Origin of the sequence: Jannaschia formosa (genome assembly GCF_003340555.1) — a bacterium.
GTDB classification, from domain to species: domain Bacteria; phylum Pseudomonadota; class Alphaproteobacteria; order Rhodobacterales; family Rhodobacteraceae; genus Jannaschia; species Jannaschia formosa.
Genome location: NZ_QPLJ01000002.1, coordinates 24,447 through 38,819, shown reverse-complemented (window position 1 = coordinate 38,819; position 14,373 = coordinate 24,447). Strand labels below are relative to the sequence as shown.

At 69.9% G+C, this 14,373-nt stretch carries 14 protein-coding genes; 13 read left to right on the top strand and 1 reads right to left on the bottom strand.

The features are described 5' to 3' along the window. The first annotated feature begins 4 nt into the window (after positions 1–4). From DR046_RS02995 to DR046_RS02980, 4 genes are all read left to right on the top strand, one after another. On the top strand, positions 5–2,068 hold the full coding sequence (locus DR046_RS02995; RefSeq protein ID WP_115379846.1) for a prohead protease/major capsid protein fusion protein: 2,064 nt from the start codon (positions 5–7) through the stop codon (positions 2,066–2,068). A 77-nt stretch (positions 2,069–2,145) separates the two neighbouring features. Next, positions 2,146–2,481, top strand: a complete 336-nt coding sequence (locus DR046_RS02990; protein WP_115379845.1) for a DUF2190 family protein — start codon at positions 2,146–2,148, stop codon at positions 2,479–2,481. Beyond that, a complete protein-coding gene (locus tag DR046_RS02985) occupies positions 2,481–2,792 on the top strand; it encodes a head-tail joining protein (protein ID WP_115379843.1) in 312 nt (103 codons plus the stop codon). The genes DR046_RS02990 and DR046_RS02985 overlap by 1 nt, the downstream gene beginning before the upstream one ends. Continuing rightward, positions 2,789–3,418, top strand: a complete 630-nt coding sequence (locus tag DR046_RS02980) for a DUF6441 family protein (RefSeq protein WP_115379841.1) — start codon at positions 2,789–2,791, stop codon at positions 3,416–3,418. The genes DR046_RS02985 and DR046_RS02980 overlap by 4 nt, the downstream gene beginning before the upstream one ends. Here DR046_RS02980 and DR046_RS02975 read toward each other — a convergent pair. Then, positions 3,415–3,897, bottom strand: a complete 483-nt coding sequence (locus DR046_RS02975) for a hypothetical protein (RefSeq protein WP_135227245.1) — start codon at positions 3,895–3,897, stop codon at positions 3,415–3,417. The two genes, DR046_RS02980 and DR046_RS02975, sit on opposite strands and share 4 nt — an antisense overlap. Positions 3,898–3,981: 84 nt before the next feature. On the opposite strand from DR046_RS02975, the gene DR046_RS02970 reads away from it, so the two are divergent. From DR046_RS02970 to DR046_RS02930, 9 genes are all read left to right on the top strand, one after another. Then, positions 3,982–4,401 (top strand): acyl-CoA transferase, encoded by a 420-nt coding sequence (locus DR046_RS02970; RefSeq protein WP_115379837.1) that lies wholly within the window; start codon positions 3,982–3,984, stop codon positions 4,399–4,401. Between the two features lie 24 nt (positions 4,402–4,425). After that, positions 4,426–5,367: a phage tail tube protein gene (locus DR046_RS02965; protein ID WP_115379835.1), complete on the top strand. Its 942-nt coding sequence runs from the start codon at positions 4,426–4,428 to the stop codon at positions 5,365–5,367. Further along, on the top strand, positions 5,367–5,804 hold the full coding sequence (locus tag DR046_RS02960) for a phage-derived protein YdaY family protein (RefSeq protein WP_115379833.1): 438 nt from the start codon (positions 5,367–5,369) through the stop codon (positions 5,802–5,804). The genes DR046_RS02965 and DR046_RS02960 overlap by 1 nt, the downstream gene beginning before the upstream one ends. 68 nt (positions 5,805–5,872) lie before the next feature. After that, positions 5,873–6,031: a DUF7697 family protein gene (locus tag DR046_RS02955; protein ID WP_227417887.1), complete on the top strand. Its 159-nt coding sequence runs from the start codon at positions 5,873–5,875 to the stop codon at positions 6,029–6,031. Next, a complete protein-coding gene (locus DR046_RS02950; RefSeq protein WP_115379831.1) occupies positions 6,024–8,441 on the top strand; it encodes a phage tail tape measure C-terminal domain-containing protein in 2,418 nt (805 codons plus the stop codon). The genes DR046_RS02955 and DR046_RS02950 overlap by 8 nt, the downstream gene beginning before the upstream one ends. Continuing rightward, positions 8,441–9,067, top strand: coding sequence for a DUF2460 domain-containing protein (locus DR046_RS02945; RefSeq protein ID WP_115379829.1), 627 nt, complete (start codon positions 8,441–8,443; stop codon positions 9,065–9,067). The genes DR046_RS02950 and DR046_RS02945 overlap by 1 nt, the downstream gene beginning before the upstream one ends. Then, the gene (locus DR046_RS02940) at positions 9,064–9,948 is read left to right on the top strand and encodes a phage/gene transfer agent baseplate hub protein (RefSeq protein WP_115379827.1); all 885 of its coding nucleotides are present in this window, start codon (positions 9,064–9,066) and stop codon (positions 9,946–9,948) included. The genes DR046_RS02945 and DR046_RS02940 overlap by 4 nt, the downstream gene beginning before the upstream one ends. Before the next feature lie 8 nt (positions 9,949–9,956). Beyond that, complete coding sequence (locus DR046_RS02935) at positions 9,957–10,391, top strand: NlpC/P60 family protein (protein ID WP_115380365.1); 435 nt, start codon at positions 9,957–9,959, stop codon at positions 10,389–10,391. Between the two features lie 9 nt (positions 10,392–10,400). After that, the gene (locus tag DR046_RS02930; protein WP_115379826.1) at positions 10,401–14,366 is read left to right on the top strand and encodes a baseplate multidomain protein megatron; all 3,966 of its coding nucleotides are present in this window, start codon (positions 10,401–10,403) and stop codon (positions 14,364–14,366) included. Positions 14,367–14,373 lie beyond the last annotated feature (7 nt).

Here is a 14,373-nt window from a genome sequence, read left to right as displayed (position 1 = left end):
CCTCATGGACACGATGATCGAACTGCCGGCCATGCGCCGGTCGGCGGAGCTTGCGCCCAACACGGCCGATGCAGACAGCCGCACCGTCGAGGTGGTCTGGTCGGCCGGGGCCCGCGTCCGTCGCGCCACCTTCTTCGGCGAGCCCTACGACGAGGAACTGAGCCTCGACCCCACCCATGTCCGCCTCGACCGGCTGAACGCGGGCGCGCCCTTCCTGAAGGTGCATGAGCTCGACACGCTCGACGCGGTCATCGGCTCGGTCGTGCCGGGGTCGGCGCGGATCGAGAATGGACGCGGCATCGCCCTGGTGCGGATCAGCGAGCGCGCCGATGTCGAGCCGATCTGGCGCGACATCCAGGCAGGGCACATCCGAGCGGTCTCCATCGGCTACCAGGTCCACCGCTTCGAGGTCTCCAAGCCCGAGGCCGCCCGCGAACTCTGGCGCGCGGTGGACTGGACGCCGTTCGAGGTCTCCGCCGTCGCGGTCGGCGCCGACCCCGCCGCCGTCTTCCGCGCCCAATCCTCCCTTCACGACTGCGTCCTCCACCGCCGGGACGCCCCCACACCGCAAGGAGCATCCCCGATGACGGACAAGACCCAGACCCCGGCGAGTGACGCCGCCGTACCCGCCACCCAGCAGCCGACCGAGCCGGTCGAAACCGAGGACACCATTATGACCGAGCCGAAGGCCAACACGACCGAGCCGCAGCGTGGCGAGGTTGAAACTCGCGCGCAGACGAAACCGCAGAAGCCTGACGCTGCCCCCGCGCCCGACACCGAGGCGGTCGCCACCCGCGCCCGCGAGGCCGAGCGCGACCGCGTCTCCACCATCTACGATCTGGCCGGGCGGCTGAACCTCGAGCGAGGCTTCGCAGAGGACCTGGTCAAGCGCGGCGTCAGCGTCGACGAGTCCCGCCGCCTGATCCTCGACCAGGTGGCCGCGAAGTCCGACGAGACCCGGACCTTCGGCCATGTCTCCGTGCCGCTCGGCGGCCGGGACGAGCGCATCACCCGCCGCGATGCCGTGGCGAACGCGCTCCTGCATCGCTACAGCCCCACGCTGTTCCAGCTGGAGGACGCCGCCCGCCAGTACCGCGGCATGACGCTGCTGGAACTGGCCCGCGAAAGCCTCGGCAATGCCGGGGTCAACACGCGGGGGCTCTCGCGCGACGAGGTGGCGACGCGGGCCCTGCACTCGACGTCCGACTTCCCCGAGATCCTCTCGGCCGTCACCAACAAGACCCTGCGGCAGGCCTACGAGGCCTATCCCCGGACCTTCATGCTGTTCTGCCGCCAGGTGCTCGCCACCGACTTCAAGGCGATGCACCGGGTGCAGCTCGGCGAAGCTCCACAGCTGCTGGAGGTCGGCGAGAGCGGCGAGTTCAAGCGCGGCACGCTCGGCGAGAGCAAGGAGAGCTACAAGGTCAAGACCTATGGCCGGGTGGTCGCGATCACCCGGCAGACGCTGATCAACGACGATCTCGACGCCTTCACCCGGATCCCGGCGATGTATGGCAACTCCATCGCGCAGCTGGAGTCGGACGTGGTCTGGGGCGTCATCACCGCCAACCCGGCGATGGCCGACGGCAACGCGCTGTTCCACACCACGCACAAGAACCTCGCGGGCACCGGTGCGGCGCTGGCGGTCGATGCGGTGGGCGCGGCCCGCGCCGCGATGGCCAAGCAGACCGGGCTCGACAAGAAGACGGTGCTGAACGTCCGCCCCGCCTTCCTGATCGTGCCCGCCTCGCTGGAACTGAAGGCCGAGCAGCTGGTCGCCCAGAACCTCGTGCCCGCCGCGACGTCCAGCGTCGTGCCGCAATCGATCCGCACGCTCGCGCCGATCAGCGAGCCGCGCCTCGACGCCGCCAGCGAGACCGCCTGGTATCTGGCGGCCAGCCCGAACCAGATCGACACCATCGAGTACGCCTATCTCGAAGGTCAGCAGGGCGCGTACATCGAGACGCGCAACGGCTTCGACGTCGACGGCGTCGAGATCAAGTGCCGTCTCGACTTCGGCGCCAAGGCCATCGACTGGCGCGGCCTCTACAAGAACCCGGGCGCGTAACCCGCACCCCATCCTGAACCCTGACACACGGGCGGTCCTGATGGGCCGCCCTTCGTCTTTCCACGAGGATCCTCCCTATGAAAACCTACGTCCAGCCCGGCAACACCATCACCCTGACCGCGCCCTATGCCGTCGCCTCCGGCGATGGCCTGCTCGTCGGCTCCATCTTTGGCATCGCGTCCGGAGATGCCGCTCTCGGCGATCCCATCGAGACTGCGCTCGTCGGCGTCTTCGACATCACCAAGGCCGGCTCCCAGGCCTGGACCGTCGGCGCCAAGGTCTATTGGGACGACACCAACAAGCGCACCACCAACGTGGCGACATCGAACACACTGATCGGCGCGGCCGTCGAGGCGGTGGCCAGCGGCGCGGGCGACACAATCGGCCGGGTGCGGTTGAACGCGGCCTTCTGATGAGTGCCTTCGCCGCCGCCGTCGGCGCGCTCTTCGCCGATCCGAACATCGGCCGGGACGCGGTCTACATCGCTGACGGCGGCGCGCCCGTGCTGGTGCGTGTCGTTGCGCGGCGCGCGGATGCGGTCACCGACTTTGGCGACGCGCGGCTCTGGTCCGAGACCACCCGGATCGATCTGCGCGTCGCCGAGGTGGCGAACCCGCGCCCCGGCGACCGGATCGAGATCGACGGCGACGCCTTCCTCATCCAGGGCGAGCCTGTCCGCGACCGCGAGCGGCTGGTCTGGACCGTCGATCTGAGGCCCGCGTGAAACTGAAGCTCGACATCGATCCCGACATCGTCGCGATGATGGCGGCCGAGGTCGCGGCGGGCGAACGCGCTGTCACGGCCGCCATGCGCGAGGCCGGGACCGGGCTGAAGTCGGCGTGGCGGTTGCAGATCACCGGCGCGGGGCTCGGCCCCCGGCTCGCCAACTCGATCCGAAGCCAGAACTTCCCGAGATCGGGCGAGAGCCTCGACGCCGCCGCTCTGGTCTGGTCCAAGGCCCCGGTGATCGTCGGTGCCCATGACACCGGGCCGCTGATCCGCTCCAAAGACGGGTTCTGGCTGGCGATCCCGCTGCCTGCGGCGGGCAAGTCCCTCCGCGGCGGCCGGATCACCCCCGGCGAATGGGAGCGCCGCCGTGGCCTGCGCCTGCGCTTCGTCTACCGCCGGACGGGTCCGAGCCTGCTGGTGGCGGAGGGCCGGCTGAACGCCAAGGGTCAGGCGGTCGTGTCACGCTCGAAGACCGGGCGAGGCAAGGTCACCGCGCCAATTTTCCTGCTGGTGCCGCAGGTCAAGCTGCCGAAGCGGCTGGACCTCGCCCGGGATGCAGACCGGGCGCTCGACAGCGTGCCCGGGTTGATCGTGGCGAACTGGGTGGATCAGCGGTTCTAACGCAACTCATGCATCACATCTTCGCATTCAGCCCGAATGTTTTTGGCACCGGCAGCTGACGACCAATCAGCCCAGCCAATGTGCGCCAGCCCGGTCGCCTGCCTCTTCTTCTCGTAGAGTTCCCGAGCGACGAGCTTGGGGAGCATGACCGCGTCGTAGAGGGCATAGTTGCGGTGCCACCGAACTGCCGCGAACCAGTCCGCCTTATCGAGATTGTGCTGCTTCAACGAAACGCGGGGGTAAGGGCCATCGGTGCCGAGGATCCGCGATTTAACCTCAATGAGGCCAAATTGCGGGGAGCGAACATCGGATCCGCGGTTGTTGCCGCCAATAACCTCGCCGCCGGTTGCGATCGAGACCAGGAGTTCAGCCAAGATTTCGTGGCTGATCTTGTCATAACGAGCCATGCATTTCGCTGTCTGAAGTATGTTCCAGATCTCTCGCGCGTCTTCGGCCGCATGATCCTGTTTTTCGGACAAGAGACTATCTCCAATGCTCTCGGTTGAAGTTGCTGAATAGGCGGAGCGCGAAGAGCTAGCAACGCATCCCTAGGGGTTTTCCGCATGCCCACTTCCCGAGAAACCGTCCTCGCCGCGCTCCACGCGCGGCTATCGCCGCTGCCCGCCACCGCCCTTCGCGGCGACGTGCTGCCCGAGCGCATCCCGGCCGAGGGGCTGCTGATCCTGCGCGATGGCGAGCCGGGGGAGCCCGAGGTGACGCTATCGCCGCTCGCCTACCACTACCAGCACCGCGCCGAAATCGAGGCACTCGTGCAGGGCGCGGCGCGTGACGCCGCCTTCGACACGTTGACCGCCAGCATCGGCGCGGCGCTCGCAACCGACCGCACGCTGGGCGGCCTCTGCGACTGGGTCGAGGCGGAAGCGCCGCGCCCGGTCGATCTGCCCGTCGAGGGCGCGGCAAGCCTGAAGGCCGCCGTGATCCCGGTCGTGCTGCACTATTCCACGGCCGATCCGCTCGGCTGACCCCGACAACCCAAGGAGAACACCATGGCACGAGCCCAGGGGTCGCGGGCGCTGATGGCGCTTGCGTTCGAGACGACCTATGGAACGCCGCCCGTCAGCGGCTTCACCCGCATGCCTTTCGCCAGCACGTCGCTCGGCGCAGAGCAGCCGCTGCTGAACTCGGAGCTGCTGGGCTACGGCCGCGATCCGCTGGCGCCGATCAAGGACGCCGTCACGGCGGACGGCGATGTCGTCGTGCCGCTCGACGCCGAAGCCTTCGGCTTCTGGCTGAAGGCGGCGTTCGGCGCGCCCTCGACCACGGGCGCGGAGGCGCCGTACAGCCACGAGTTCCAGTCGGGGTCCTGGACGCTGCCCAGCATGTCCATCGAGACCGGCATGCCGGAGGTGCCGCGCTACGCGATGTATTCCGGCTGCGTTCTCGACCAGATCACCTGGCAGATGCAGCGCTCGGGCCTGCTGACCGCCACTGCGCGGCTGGTGGCGCAGGGTGAGACGGTGGGCACGACCACCAGCGCCGGAACGCCCGCCGCGCTGGAGCTGAAGCGCTTCGGACATTTCAACGGGGCGATTACCCGGAACGGCTCGGCACTCGGCAACGTGGTCTCCGCCGAGATCACCTATGCCAACAACCTCGACCGGATCGAGACCATCCGGAGCGACGGCCGCATCGACGGGTCGGACCCGTCCATCGCGGCGTTGACCGGCCGGATCGAGGTGCGCTTCGCCGACCAGACGCTGGTGACGCAGGCCATCAACGGCGAGGCCTGCGAGATGGAATTCGCCTACGTCCTCCCCTCGGGCGAAAGCTTCACCTTCACCGTGCACGCCGTCTACCTGCCGCGCCCCCGGATCGAGATTTCCGGGCCGCAGGGCGTGCAGGCGACCTTCGACTGGCAAGCGGCGCGCGACAGCGTGGTCGGCCGGATGTGCACCGCAACCCTCGTGAACGATGTGGAGACCTACTGATGCTGACGCTCGACCTGACCAACGCCCCGCGCTGGCATGACCTCGCTCCCGGCGTCCGGGTGCAGCTGCTCCCGCTGACCACGGCGCTGATGGTGGCGACGCGCAGCGACCCGGCCGTCGAGGCGGTGCCCGAGGAGGCTTCCGATGAAGAGCGGGCCGTCGCTTTCGCCAAGGCGCTTGCGCGGCGGGCGGTGCTCGGCTGGGACGGCATCGGCGACGCCGACGGCAACCCCATCGACCCGAGCCCCGAGGCCATCGACGCGCTGCTCGACATCTGGCCGATCTTCGAGGCGTTCCAGTTGACCTACGTCTCGAAAGGCCTGCTCCTGGAACAGGAAAAAAACGCCTCCGCGCTCTCGCCGAATGGTCCTTCGGCGGGGGCGAGCGCTACTGCCAAGCCTGCACGCAAGCCTGCCCGGACTGCCCGGCGCGGCTGAACCGCCCGGAAACGCCGGAGGGTTGGCAGGTCTGGGACCTGGTCGGCCGTCTCGGCGGCCAGCTCCGCGTGCTGCCGGGCGCGGTGATCGGCTGGGACATGTCCGCCGCGCTGGCGCTCGGTGACGCCCTCGGCGTGCCGCCGCTCGCCATGGCCGAACTGCTGCCCGTCATCGAAGCGGTGATGGTCGCCAAGCTCAACGAACAGATGGAACGTCCCGATGGCTGAAAAGCGTGTGTCCGTCCGCCTCGCCGCGGTCGGCGGGGGGCAGGTGCGCGCCGAGCTCGAAGGCGTGGGAGAAGCGGGATCGCGCGGCTTCGGACGGCTGAGCCGGGAGATGGAGGCTGCGAACGCCCGGCTGGCGGCCTTCTCGCGGCGGGTCCGGGTCGCGGCGGCCGCCGCCGTGGCCGCCGCTGCCGCCGCTGGCGTGGCGATGATCCGCTCTGGCCTGCAGACGGTCGATGCGCAGGCCAAGCTCGCGCAATCGCTCGGCACCACCGTTGCCTCGATCCAGACGCTCGAGCGGGCGGGAGAGCTGGCGGGCGTGTCGATGTCCGGCATCGAGCAGGCGACCAAGGATCTGACGCGTCGGCTCAGCCAGGCGGCCGCCGGGACGGGCCCCGCCGCCGATGCGCTGGACCGGCTGGGCCTTTCCGCCAACGAGCTGATCGCCCTGCCGCTGGACCAGCGCGTCGGCGCCGTCAACGCCGCCATCGAAAGCTTCGTGCCCGCCGCAGAACGCGCGGCTGTCGCAGGCCAGCTTTTTGGCGAGGAAGGCTCCATCGCCATGTCGCGGATCGACACCGCGACGCTGCGCCAGGCGACGGAAGACGTCCTCGCCTTCGGTGTCGTCGTTTCCGAACAGGATGCCGACCAGATCGAGCGCACGAACGATGCCATCTCCCAGCTCGGACTGACCTGGCGCGGTCTGTCGAACCAGCTCGCCGTCGCCGCAGCGCCTGCGCTCGAGGCCGTCGCCAACGCCATGGCTGCGGTCGCGAGCCGCACAGGTCCGCTCGGCATCGCGATCCGCGGGCTCTTCGACAACATCGGCCGCCTGACCACCTATGCCGCCACCTTCGCCGCGTTCCTCGCGGGACGTTGGGTCGCCGGCATGGCCGCTGCCGCCCTCTCGGTCCGTGGCCTCGCCACAGCGCTCGTCCTTCTGCGCGGCGCATTGATCCGCACCGGCATCGGGGCGCTGATCGTCGGCGCGGGCGAGCTCGTCTACCAGTTCACCCGTCTCGTCTCCGGCGCGGGCGGCTTCGGCGAGGCGATGTCGCTCCTGAAGGACCTCGCGGTCGAGGTCTGGGAGCGGATCAGGATGGGCGCGGCTGCGGCGGGTGCAGCCGCCACGGCGATGTTCTTCGACCTGAAGGCCGACGCCGCGTCGGGCATGCAGAGCGCCATTGAGAGTGTCGTCGGATTCGGCAACACCGCGGCGAACACCTTCGAAGGCGCCTACGAGGCGATCAAGGCGATCTGGGGTCTGCTGCCCGCCGCCATCGGCGATCTGGCGTTCCAGGCGGCCAACAGCCTCGTCGACGGCGTCGAGGCGATGCTGAACGGCGTGGTCTCGCGCATCAACGGCTTCATCGGCGGCATCAATCAGGGGCTGGAAGCGCTCGGGTCGGAGCGCCGCATCTCGCTGGTGCCGGACCTCGACCTCGGCGAGATCGAGAACCGCTTCGAGGGCGCGGCCAGTGCCGCCACGACGGCGGCGCAGGCGGCCTTCGACCGGGCCTTCGAGGACAACCCGCTCAGCGCGCCCGATCTCGGCCTGACCGAGGCGGCGAACCGGGCGCTCGAGTCCGCGAATGTCTACCGCAGCGCCGCGCGCGATCTCGCCGAGGGCGCTCGCGCGCCCCTCGAAAGCTGGCAGGCGCTGCGCGATGCGGTGCGGGGTGCCGACGAAGCCAGTGCCGATGTATTGACCGAGGCCACCAGCGCGGCCGAGCGGCTGGAGACGGCGCTCGGCGATGCCGGACGCGCCGCCACGGGTGCTGGGGCGGCTGCCGGAGCTGCTGCTGCGGTAGCGGAGCCCGCGACCGAGGCCGCCGTCACCGGCTGGCAGGCCGTCACCGCAGCGCTCTCCGACTACGCCAGCAAGGCCCGCGACATCGGCGGTGACATCGGCCAGAGCCTCGTCGGCGCATTCCAGTCGGCCGAGAACGCGGTGGGCCAGTTCGTGAAGACCGGCAAGCTGAACTTCCGCGACCTCGTCACCTCGCTGCTGGCCGACCTCGCCCAGCTCGCGGCGCGGCGGTTCATCCTCGGGCCGATCGCAAACGCGCTCTCCGGCGTGTTCTCCGGGGCGGGCGGCATCTTCGCCAACGTCCTGCATGCGGGCGGGATGGTCGGATCGGCCGGGCCCTCGCGCATGGTCCCGGCCATGGCTTTCGCCGCCGCCCCGCGCATGCATTCAGGCGGCATGGCGGGGCTGCGTCATGACGAGGTGCCCGCGATCCTGCAACGCGGTGAGCGGGTGCTGTCGCGGCGGGAGGCACAGAGCTACGGCGCGGGCGGCGGGGTCAACGTCACCATCATGGCCCGCGACGCCGAGAGCTTTCGCCAATCCCGCACTCAGGTCGCGGCCGACATTGCCCGCGCCGTGTCGCTCGGGCGGAGGGGCATGTGATGGCGTTCCACGAGGTCCGGTTCCCAGACAATATCAGCCGCGGCGCGCGGGGCGGGCCCGAGCGGCGCACGCAGATCGTCGAGCTCGCCTCGGGCGACGAGGAACGCAACGCCAGCTGGGTCAACTCGCGCCGCCGCTACGACGTCGCGTACGGCATCCGCCGTGCCGACGATCTGGCGGCTGTGGTCGCCTTCTTCGAGGCGCGGAACGGTCGCCTCCATGGCTTCCGCTTCAAGGATTGGGGCGACCACAAGTCCTGCCTTCCTTCGGGCACGCCGTCGCCGACCGATCAGTCGATCGGCACAGGCGACGGCACGACGACCGCCTTCCAGCTGGTGAAGCGCTACGCCTCCGGCGCCCAGTCCTGGACGCGCGCCATCGCCAAGCCGGTCGCCGGGACCGTGCGCATCGCGCTGTCGGGCGTCGAGCAGCCCTCCGGCTGGTCGGTCGACACCGCCACTGGCGTCGTCACCTACACCAGCGCGCCGGGCGCTGGCGTCGCGATCACCGCGGGGTTCGAGTTCGACGTGCCGGTGCGCTTCGACACCGACGTTCTCGATGTAACGCTCGACCTCGAGCGGCTCGGCTCGATTACCTCCATTCCGCTGCTGGAACTGCGCAGATGAAGACTCTCGCTCCCGCCCTGCAGGCCCATCTCGACGAGGGCACGACGACGCTCGCCTGGTGCTGGCGGATCGCCCGGGCCGATGGCGTCACCTTCGGCTTCACCGATCACGACCGGACGCTTTCCTTCGACGGCACGGACTTTGAGCCGGAGAGCGGGCTCACGGCGTCCGAGGTCCGTTCGGGCTCGGACCTGTCCGTCGATGCACAGGACGCCGAGGGTGTGCTGACCTCGGATCGCATCACCGAGACCGACATCCTGGATGGGCGCTGGGACAACGCCGAGGTCGAGGTCTGGCGGGTGAACTGGGCCGACACGAGCCAGCGCGTGCTGATGCGGCGAGGCGCCATCGGTCAGATCCGGCGCGGGCGGCTCGCCTTCGTCGCCGAGGTGCGCTCGCTCGCTCATATCCTCGGCCAGACGGTGGGGCGGACGTTTCAGGCGACCTGTGACGCCGCGCTCGGCGATGCACGCTGCGGCGTCGATCTGGAGGATCCCGCCTTCAAGGGCACGGGCGCCGTTATCGATCTTCTGCGCGACCGGGCCTTCACCGCGTCGGGGCTCTCTGGGTTCGAGGCCGGCTGGTTCACCTTCGGCACGCTGAACTGGACGAGCGGCGCGAACGCGGGGCGGCGCACCGAGGTTTTGGGCCATGACGTGACGGACGGCATCGCCGTGCTGACCCTGCTCGAGGCGCCAGTGCGTGCGATCGCCGAGGGCGACGCCTTCACTATGCGCGCGGGCTGCGACAAGCGGATGGAGACCTGCGGGGCGAAGTTCGCCAACACCGCCAACTTCCGCGGTTTCCCGCACATCCCCGGCCAGGACGCCGTGCTGCGCTACGCCACGAAGGATGGCGGGCACGAGGGCGGCGTGCTGTGACGCAACCCCTGGCATTGGCCGACCCCGCGCGCGTCATCACCATCGCGCGCGCGTGGCTCGGGACGCCGTACCACGACCAGGCCAGCCTGCGCGGCGTCGGCTGCGACTGCCTCGGGCTAGCGCGGGGCATCTGGCGCGATGTCGTCGGCCCCGAGCCTTTCCCGATCCCGCCCTACAGCCGCGACTGGGGTGAGACAGGCCCGCGCGAAGTTCTGGCCGAGGGCGCGCGCGCCATGATGATCGAAGTGGAACCCGCGGCAGCCGGTCCCGGCGCGCTGGTTCTCTTCCGCATGAGGCCCCGCGCCATCGCCAAGCATGTCGGGATCCTCACCGGTCGCGAAAGCTTCCTCCACGCCTACGAGCGGCTCGGCGTGATCGAGGAACCGCTCACACCATCCTGGCGGCGGCGCATCGCCTTCGCCTTCCTGTTTCCGCAACGCTGAGACCCCGACATGGCCACCCTCGTTCTCGGTGCCGCCGGCGCCGCCATTGGCGGCAGCATCGGCGGCGCGATCCTTGGCGTCAGCGCCGCGACCATCGGCGGCTTCATCGGCTCCACCATCGGGTCGGTCGTCGACAGCTGGATCATCTCGTCGCTGGCGCCGACGCAGCGCATCGAGGGCGCGCGGCTCGACACGCTGCGCATCACCTCGGCAATCGAGGGCGCGGTCATCCCGCGGCTCTACGGCCGCATGCGCATGGGCGGCAACATCATCTGGGCGACGGATTTCCGCGAGGAGACCAAGACCACCACCCAAGGCGGCGGGAAGGGCGGCGGAGGCGGCAAGGTCAAGACCACGGAGTATCTGTACTATGCCTCATTCGCGGTCGCTCTCTGCGAGGGTCCGAACACCGGCATCGGCCGCATCTGGGCCGACGGCAAGCCGATGGACCTCTCCGGCGTCACCTGGCGCTGGTATCCCGGAGACGAGGCTCAGACCGCTGATCCCTTCATCGCCGCGAAGATGGGCGCGGCCAGCACGCCCGCCTATCGGGGCACCGCCTATGTGGTCTTCGAGGAACTGGCGCTCTCGACCTATGGCAACCGCCTGCCGCAGCTCTCCTTCGAGGTGTTTCGGCCGCTCGCCGACCCCGACACCGCCGAGGGACTGACCCGCGCCGTCACCATGATCCCGGCCTCGGGCGAGTTCACCTATGCCACGCAGGCGATCCGCAAGACCGATGGCGGCGCGACGGTGCCGGAGAACCTGAACGCGCTGGCCGACTCCACCGACATGGTGGAGGCGCTCAACCGGCTGCAGGCGATGGCGCCCGCGATCGAGAGCGTCAGCCTCGTCGTCGCCTGGTTCGGCGACGATCTGCGCGCGGGATCGTGCAAGGTGCGGCCGGGCGTCGAGGTTTCGGCCAAATCCACCACGCCCGCCAGCTGGTCGGTCAACGGCGTGAGCCGCGCCAGCGCCTTCCTCGTCAGCCGCGACGACGAGGACCGCCCGGTCTATGGCGGCACGCCCTCCGACTTCGCCGTGGTGCAGGCGATCCAGGAGATGAAGGCGCGCGGGCTGCGGGTGACATTCTATCCCTTCATCCTGATGGACGTGCCGCCCGGCAACACGCTGCCGAACCCGTATTCCGACAATGCGGCCGGGACGGGCCAGCCTGCCTTCCCGTGGCGGGGGCGGATCACCTGCTCGCCCGCAGCGGGGTTCGCAGGGACGGTGGACAAGACCGCCACGGCGGCCACGCAGGTGGCGGCGCTGTTCGGCGCGGCCACGCCCGCCAGCTTCAGCGTCTCGGGTCAGTCGGTTTCGTGGACCGGGCCGTCCGGCGACTGGGGCCTGCGCCGCATGGTGCTGCACTATGCCTATCTCTGCGCCGCCGCAGGCGGGGTCGATGCGTTCCTCATCGGCACCGAGATGCCGGGGCTGACGACGATCCGCTCGGGCGTCAGCGCCTATCCGGCGGTGCAGGCCTACCGGGACCTCCTCGCTGATGTCCGCTCGATCCTCGGTGCCGGGACGAAGATCGGATACGCGGCGGACTGGAGCGAGTATTTCGGGCACCAGCCGGGCGATGGCAGCGGCGACGTGTTCTTCCACCTCGACCCGCTCTGGGCTGATCCGGAGATCGATTTCGTCGGCATCGACAACTACATGCCGCTCTCCGACTGGCGCGATGGCTTCGAGCATACGGACGCGGCCGAGGGCTGGCCCGCGATCTACGACCGGGCCTACCTGCAGGGGAACATCGCGGGCGGCGAAGGCTTCGACTGGTTCTATGCCAGCGCGGCGGACCGCTCTGCGCAGGTCCGCACGCCGATCACGGATGGCGCGGCCAGGAAGCCGTGGGTCTTCCGCTACAAGGATCTGCGCGCCTGGTGGTCGAACGCGCACTACGACCGCCCCGGTGGCGTGGAGAGCGGCAGCCCGACGACGTGGGCACCTCAGTCCAAGCCGGTCTGGTTCACCGAGCTCGGATGCCCCGCCATCGATCGCGGCACCAATCAGCCGAACGTCTTCTTCGACCCGAAGTCGTCGGAGAGCTTCACGCCGCATTTCTCGCGGGGCTGGCGGGACGACGCGATCCAGCGGGCCTATCTCGAGGCGACATACCTCTGGTGGGGCGAAGCCGCGAACAACCCGGTGTCCTCGGTCTACGGCGGCCGGATGGTCCATGTCCCCGAATGCGCCGCATGGACCTGGGACGCGCGGCCCTATCCGTTCTTTCCGGCACTGACCGACGTCTGGACAGACGGCGCGAACTGGAGGCTTGGCCACTGGCTGACCGGGCGGCTCGGCGCGGTGTCGCTGGCGGCTCTGGTCCGGCACCTCTGCCTGCGCGCCGGGCTCCCCGAGGACCGCGTCGACGTCACGGGCCTCTGGGGCGCGGTCGAGGGCTACGCCATCACGGCGCTGGAGAGCCCGCGCGCCTCGATCACCACGCTGTCGCGGCATTTCGGTTTCGACGCGGTCGAGACCGAGGGCGTGATCCTGTTCCTGATGCGCGGCCGGGCCTCCGTCGCCACCCTCGCGCCCGACGATCTGGTGGCCGCCCGCGAGGGCGACATCCTCGAGCTCACGCGCGGCCAGGAGACCGAACTGCCGCAGGCGCTGAAGTGGCAGGTCGCGCGGGCGGACGAGGACTACGATGCCGCCCTCGTCGAGGCGCGGCGCATCACCGTGGACACGACGCGGATCGCCTCGGAGAGCTTTCCGATGGCCGTGCCGCCCGAGGAGGCCGAGCGGCGCTGCCGCCGCGCGCTGATGGAGGCGTGGGTGGGGCGCGAGACGGCGGCGTTCCGTCTGCCGCCCTCGCGGCTCGCGCTTGACCCGGCCGACGCGATCCGGCTCGCGCATGACGGGCGGTTGATCGAACTGCGGCTCGTCTCCATCGCCGACGCCGAGGCGCGCGGGATCGAGGCGGTGCGCCAGGACCGGGCGACCTACGACCTGCCGCCCGGCGATCCCCGCGCGGCGTCGCTGACGCGGGCTGTCGTTTTCGGCGCGCCGGACGCGGTGCTGATGCACCTGCCGCAGCTGACCGAGGACCAGCCCGCGCATCGACCGCTGGTCGCCGCGCACGCGGTTCCCTGGCCGGGCGAGATGGCGGTGTTCCGCAGCCCCGCGACCGATGGCTTCGAGCTGCTGACGACGTTCGGCAGCCGCGCCCGGATCGGGGCGCTGGTCTCGGACCTCTATCCGGGCCCCACATCCCGCTTCGACCTCGGCAATGCGCTGGTGGTCGATCTGCTGACCGGCACACTGGAAAGCGTCACGGACCTGACGCTCTTCGGCGGCGCCAATGCGCTCGCCATCGAGAGCGTGCCGGGCGTCTGGGAGATCGTCCAAGCGGGCGCGGCCGAGCTGCTGGCGCCCGGTCGGTATCGGCTGACCCGCTTGCTGCGGGGCCAGCGCGGGACCGAGGGCGCCATGGGCAACCCGACACCTGCGGGCGCGCGGGTCGTGGTGCTCGACGCAGCGCTGGCATCGCTGCCGATCGCAGAGGCCGATCTCGGCATCCCGTGGAACTGGCGCATCGGCCCGGCGAGCCGTGCAGTCAGCGACGAGACCTATGTCGCGCAGACCTTCACGCCCGTGGGAGTCGGGCTGCGGCCGTTCTCGGTCGCTCATATCGAGCAGCCATGGCGCAGGCCGCGCGTTCCCGGCGATCTGACCATCCGCTGGACGCGCCGGTCCCGCGCGCTCGCCGCCGACAGTTGGGGCGGGCTGGAGGTGCCGCTCGTCGAGGAGCTGGAAGCCTACGAAGTCGATATCCTCGACGGCACCACGGTGAAGCGGGTGCTGTCTTCGACCACCGCCAGTGTCCCCTATACCGCCGCTCATCAGACGACCGACTGGGGGGCGCCGCTCGGCCCCGGCGACACGCTCAATGTGCGCATCTTCCAACTCTCCGCCCTCGTCGGGCGGGGCGCTCCGAAAACCGTCACGCTCACGTTCTGAAGGCCAT

What these genes read in the sequence shown, in the direction of transcription:
- DR046_RS02970 (WP_115379837.1), top strand. Translation starts at nt 3,982, where the DNA reads ATGCCCACTTCCCGAGAAACCGTCCTCGCCGCGCTCCACGCGCGGCTA.
- DR046_RS02965 (WP_115379835.1), top strand. Translation starts at nt 4,426, where the DNA reads ATGGCACGAGCCCAGGGGTCGCGGGCGCTGATGGCGCTTGCGTTCGAG.
- DR046_RS02930 (WP_115379826.1), top strand. Translation starts at nt 10,401, where the DNA reads ATGGCCACCCTCGTTCTCGGTGCCGCCGGCGCCGCCATTGGCGGCAGC.
- DR046_RS02990 (WP_115379845.1), top strand. Translation starts at nt 2,146, where the DNA reads ATGAAAACCTACGTCCAGCCCGGCAACACCATCACCCTGACCGCGCCC.
- DR046_RS02945 (WP_115379829.1), top strand. Translation starts at nt 8,441, where the DNA reads ATGGCGTTCCACGAGGTCCGGTTCCCAGACAATATCAGCCGCGGCGCG.
- DR046_RS02950 (WP_115379831.1), top strand. Translation starts at nt 6,024, where the DNA reads ATGGCTGAAAAGCGTGTGTCCGTCCGCCTCGCCGCGGTCGGCGGGGGG.
- DR046_RS02985 (WP_115379843.1), top strand. Translation starts at nt 2,481, where the DNA reads ATGAGTGCCTTCGCCGCCGCCGTCGGCGCGCTCTTCGCCGATCCGAAC.
- DR046_RS02960 (WP_115379833.1), top strand. Translation starts at nt 5,367, where the DNA reads ATGCTGACGCTCGACCTGACCAACGCCCCGCGCTGGCATGACCTCGCT.
- DR046_RS02940 (WP_115379827.1), top strand. Translation starts at nt 9,064, where the DNA reads ATGAAGACTCTCGCTCCCGCCCTGCAGGCCCATCTCGACGAGGGCACG.
- DR046_RS02995 (WP_115379846.1), top strand. Translation starts at nt 5, where the DNA reads ATGGACACGATGATCGAACTGCCGGCCATGCGCCGGTCGGCGGAGCTT.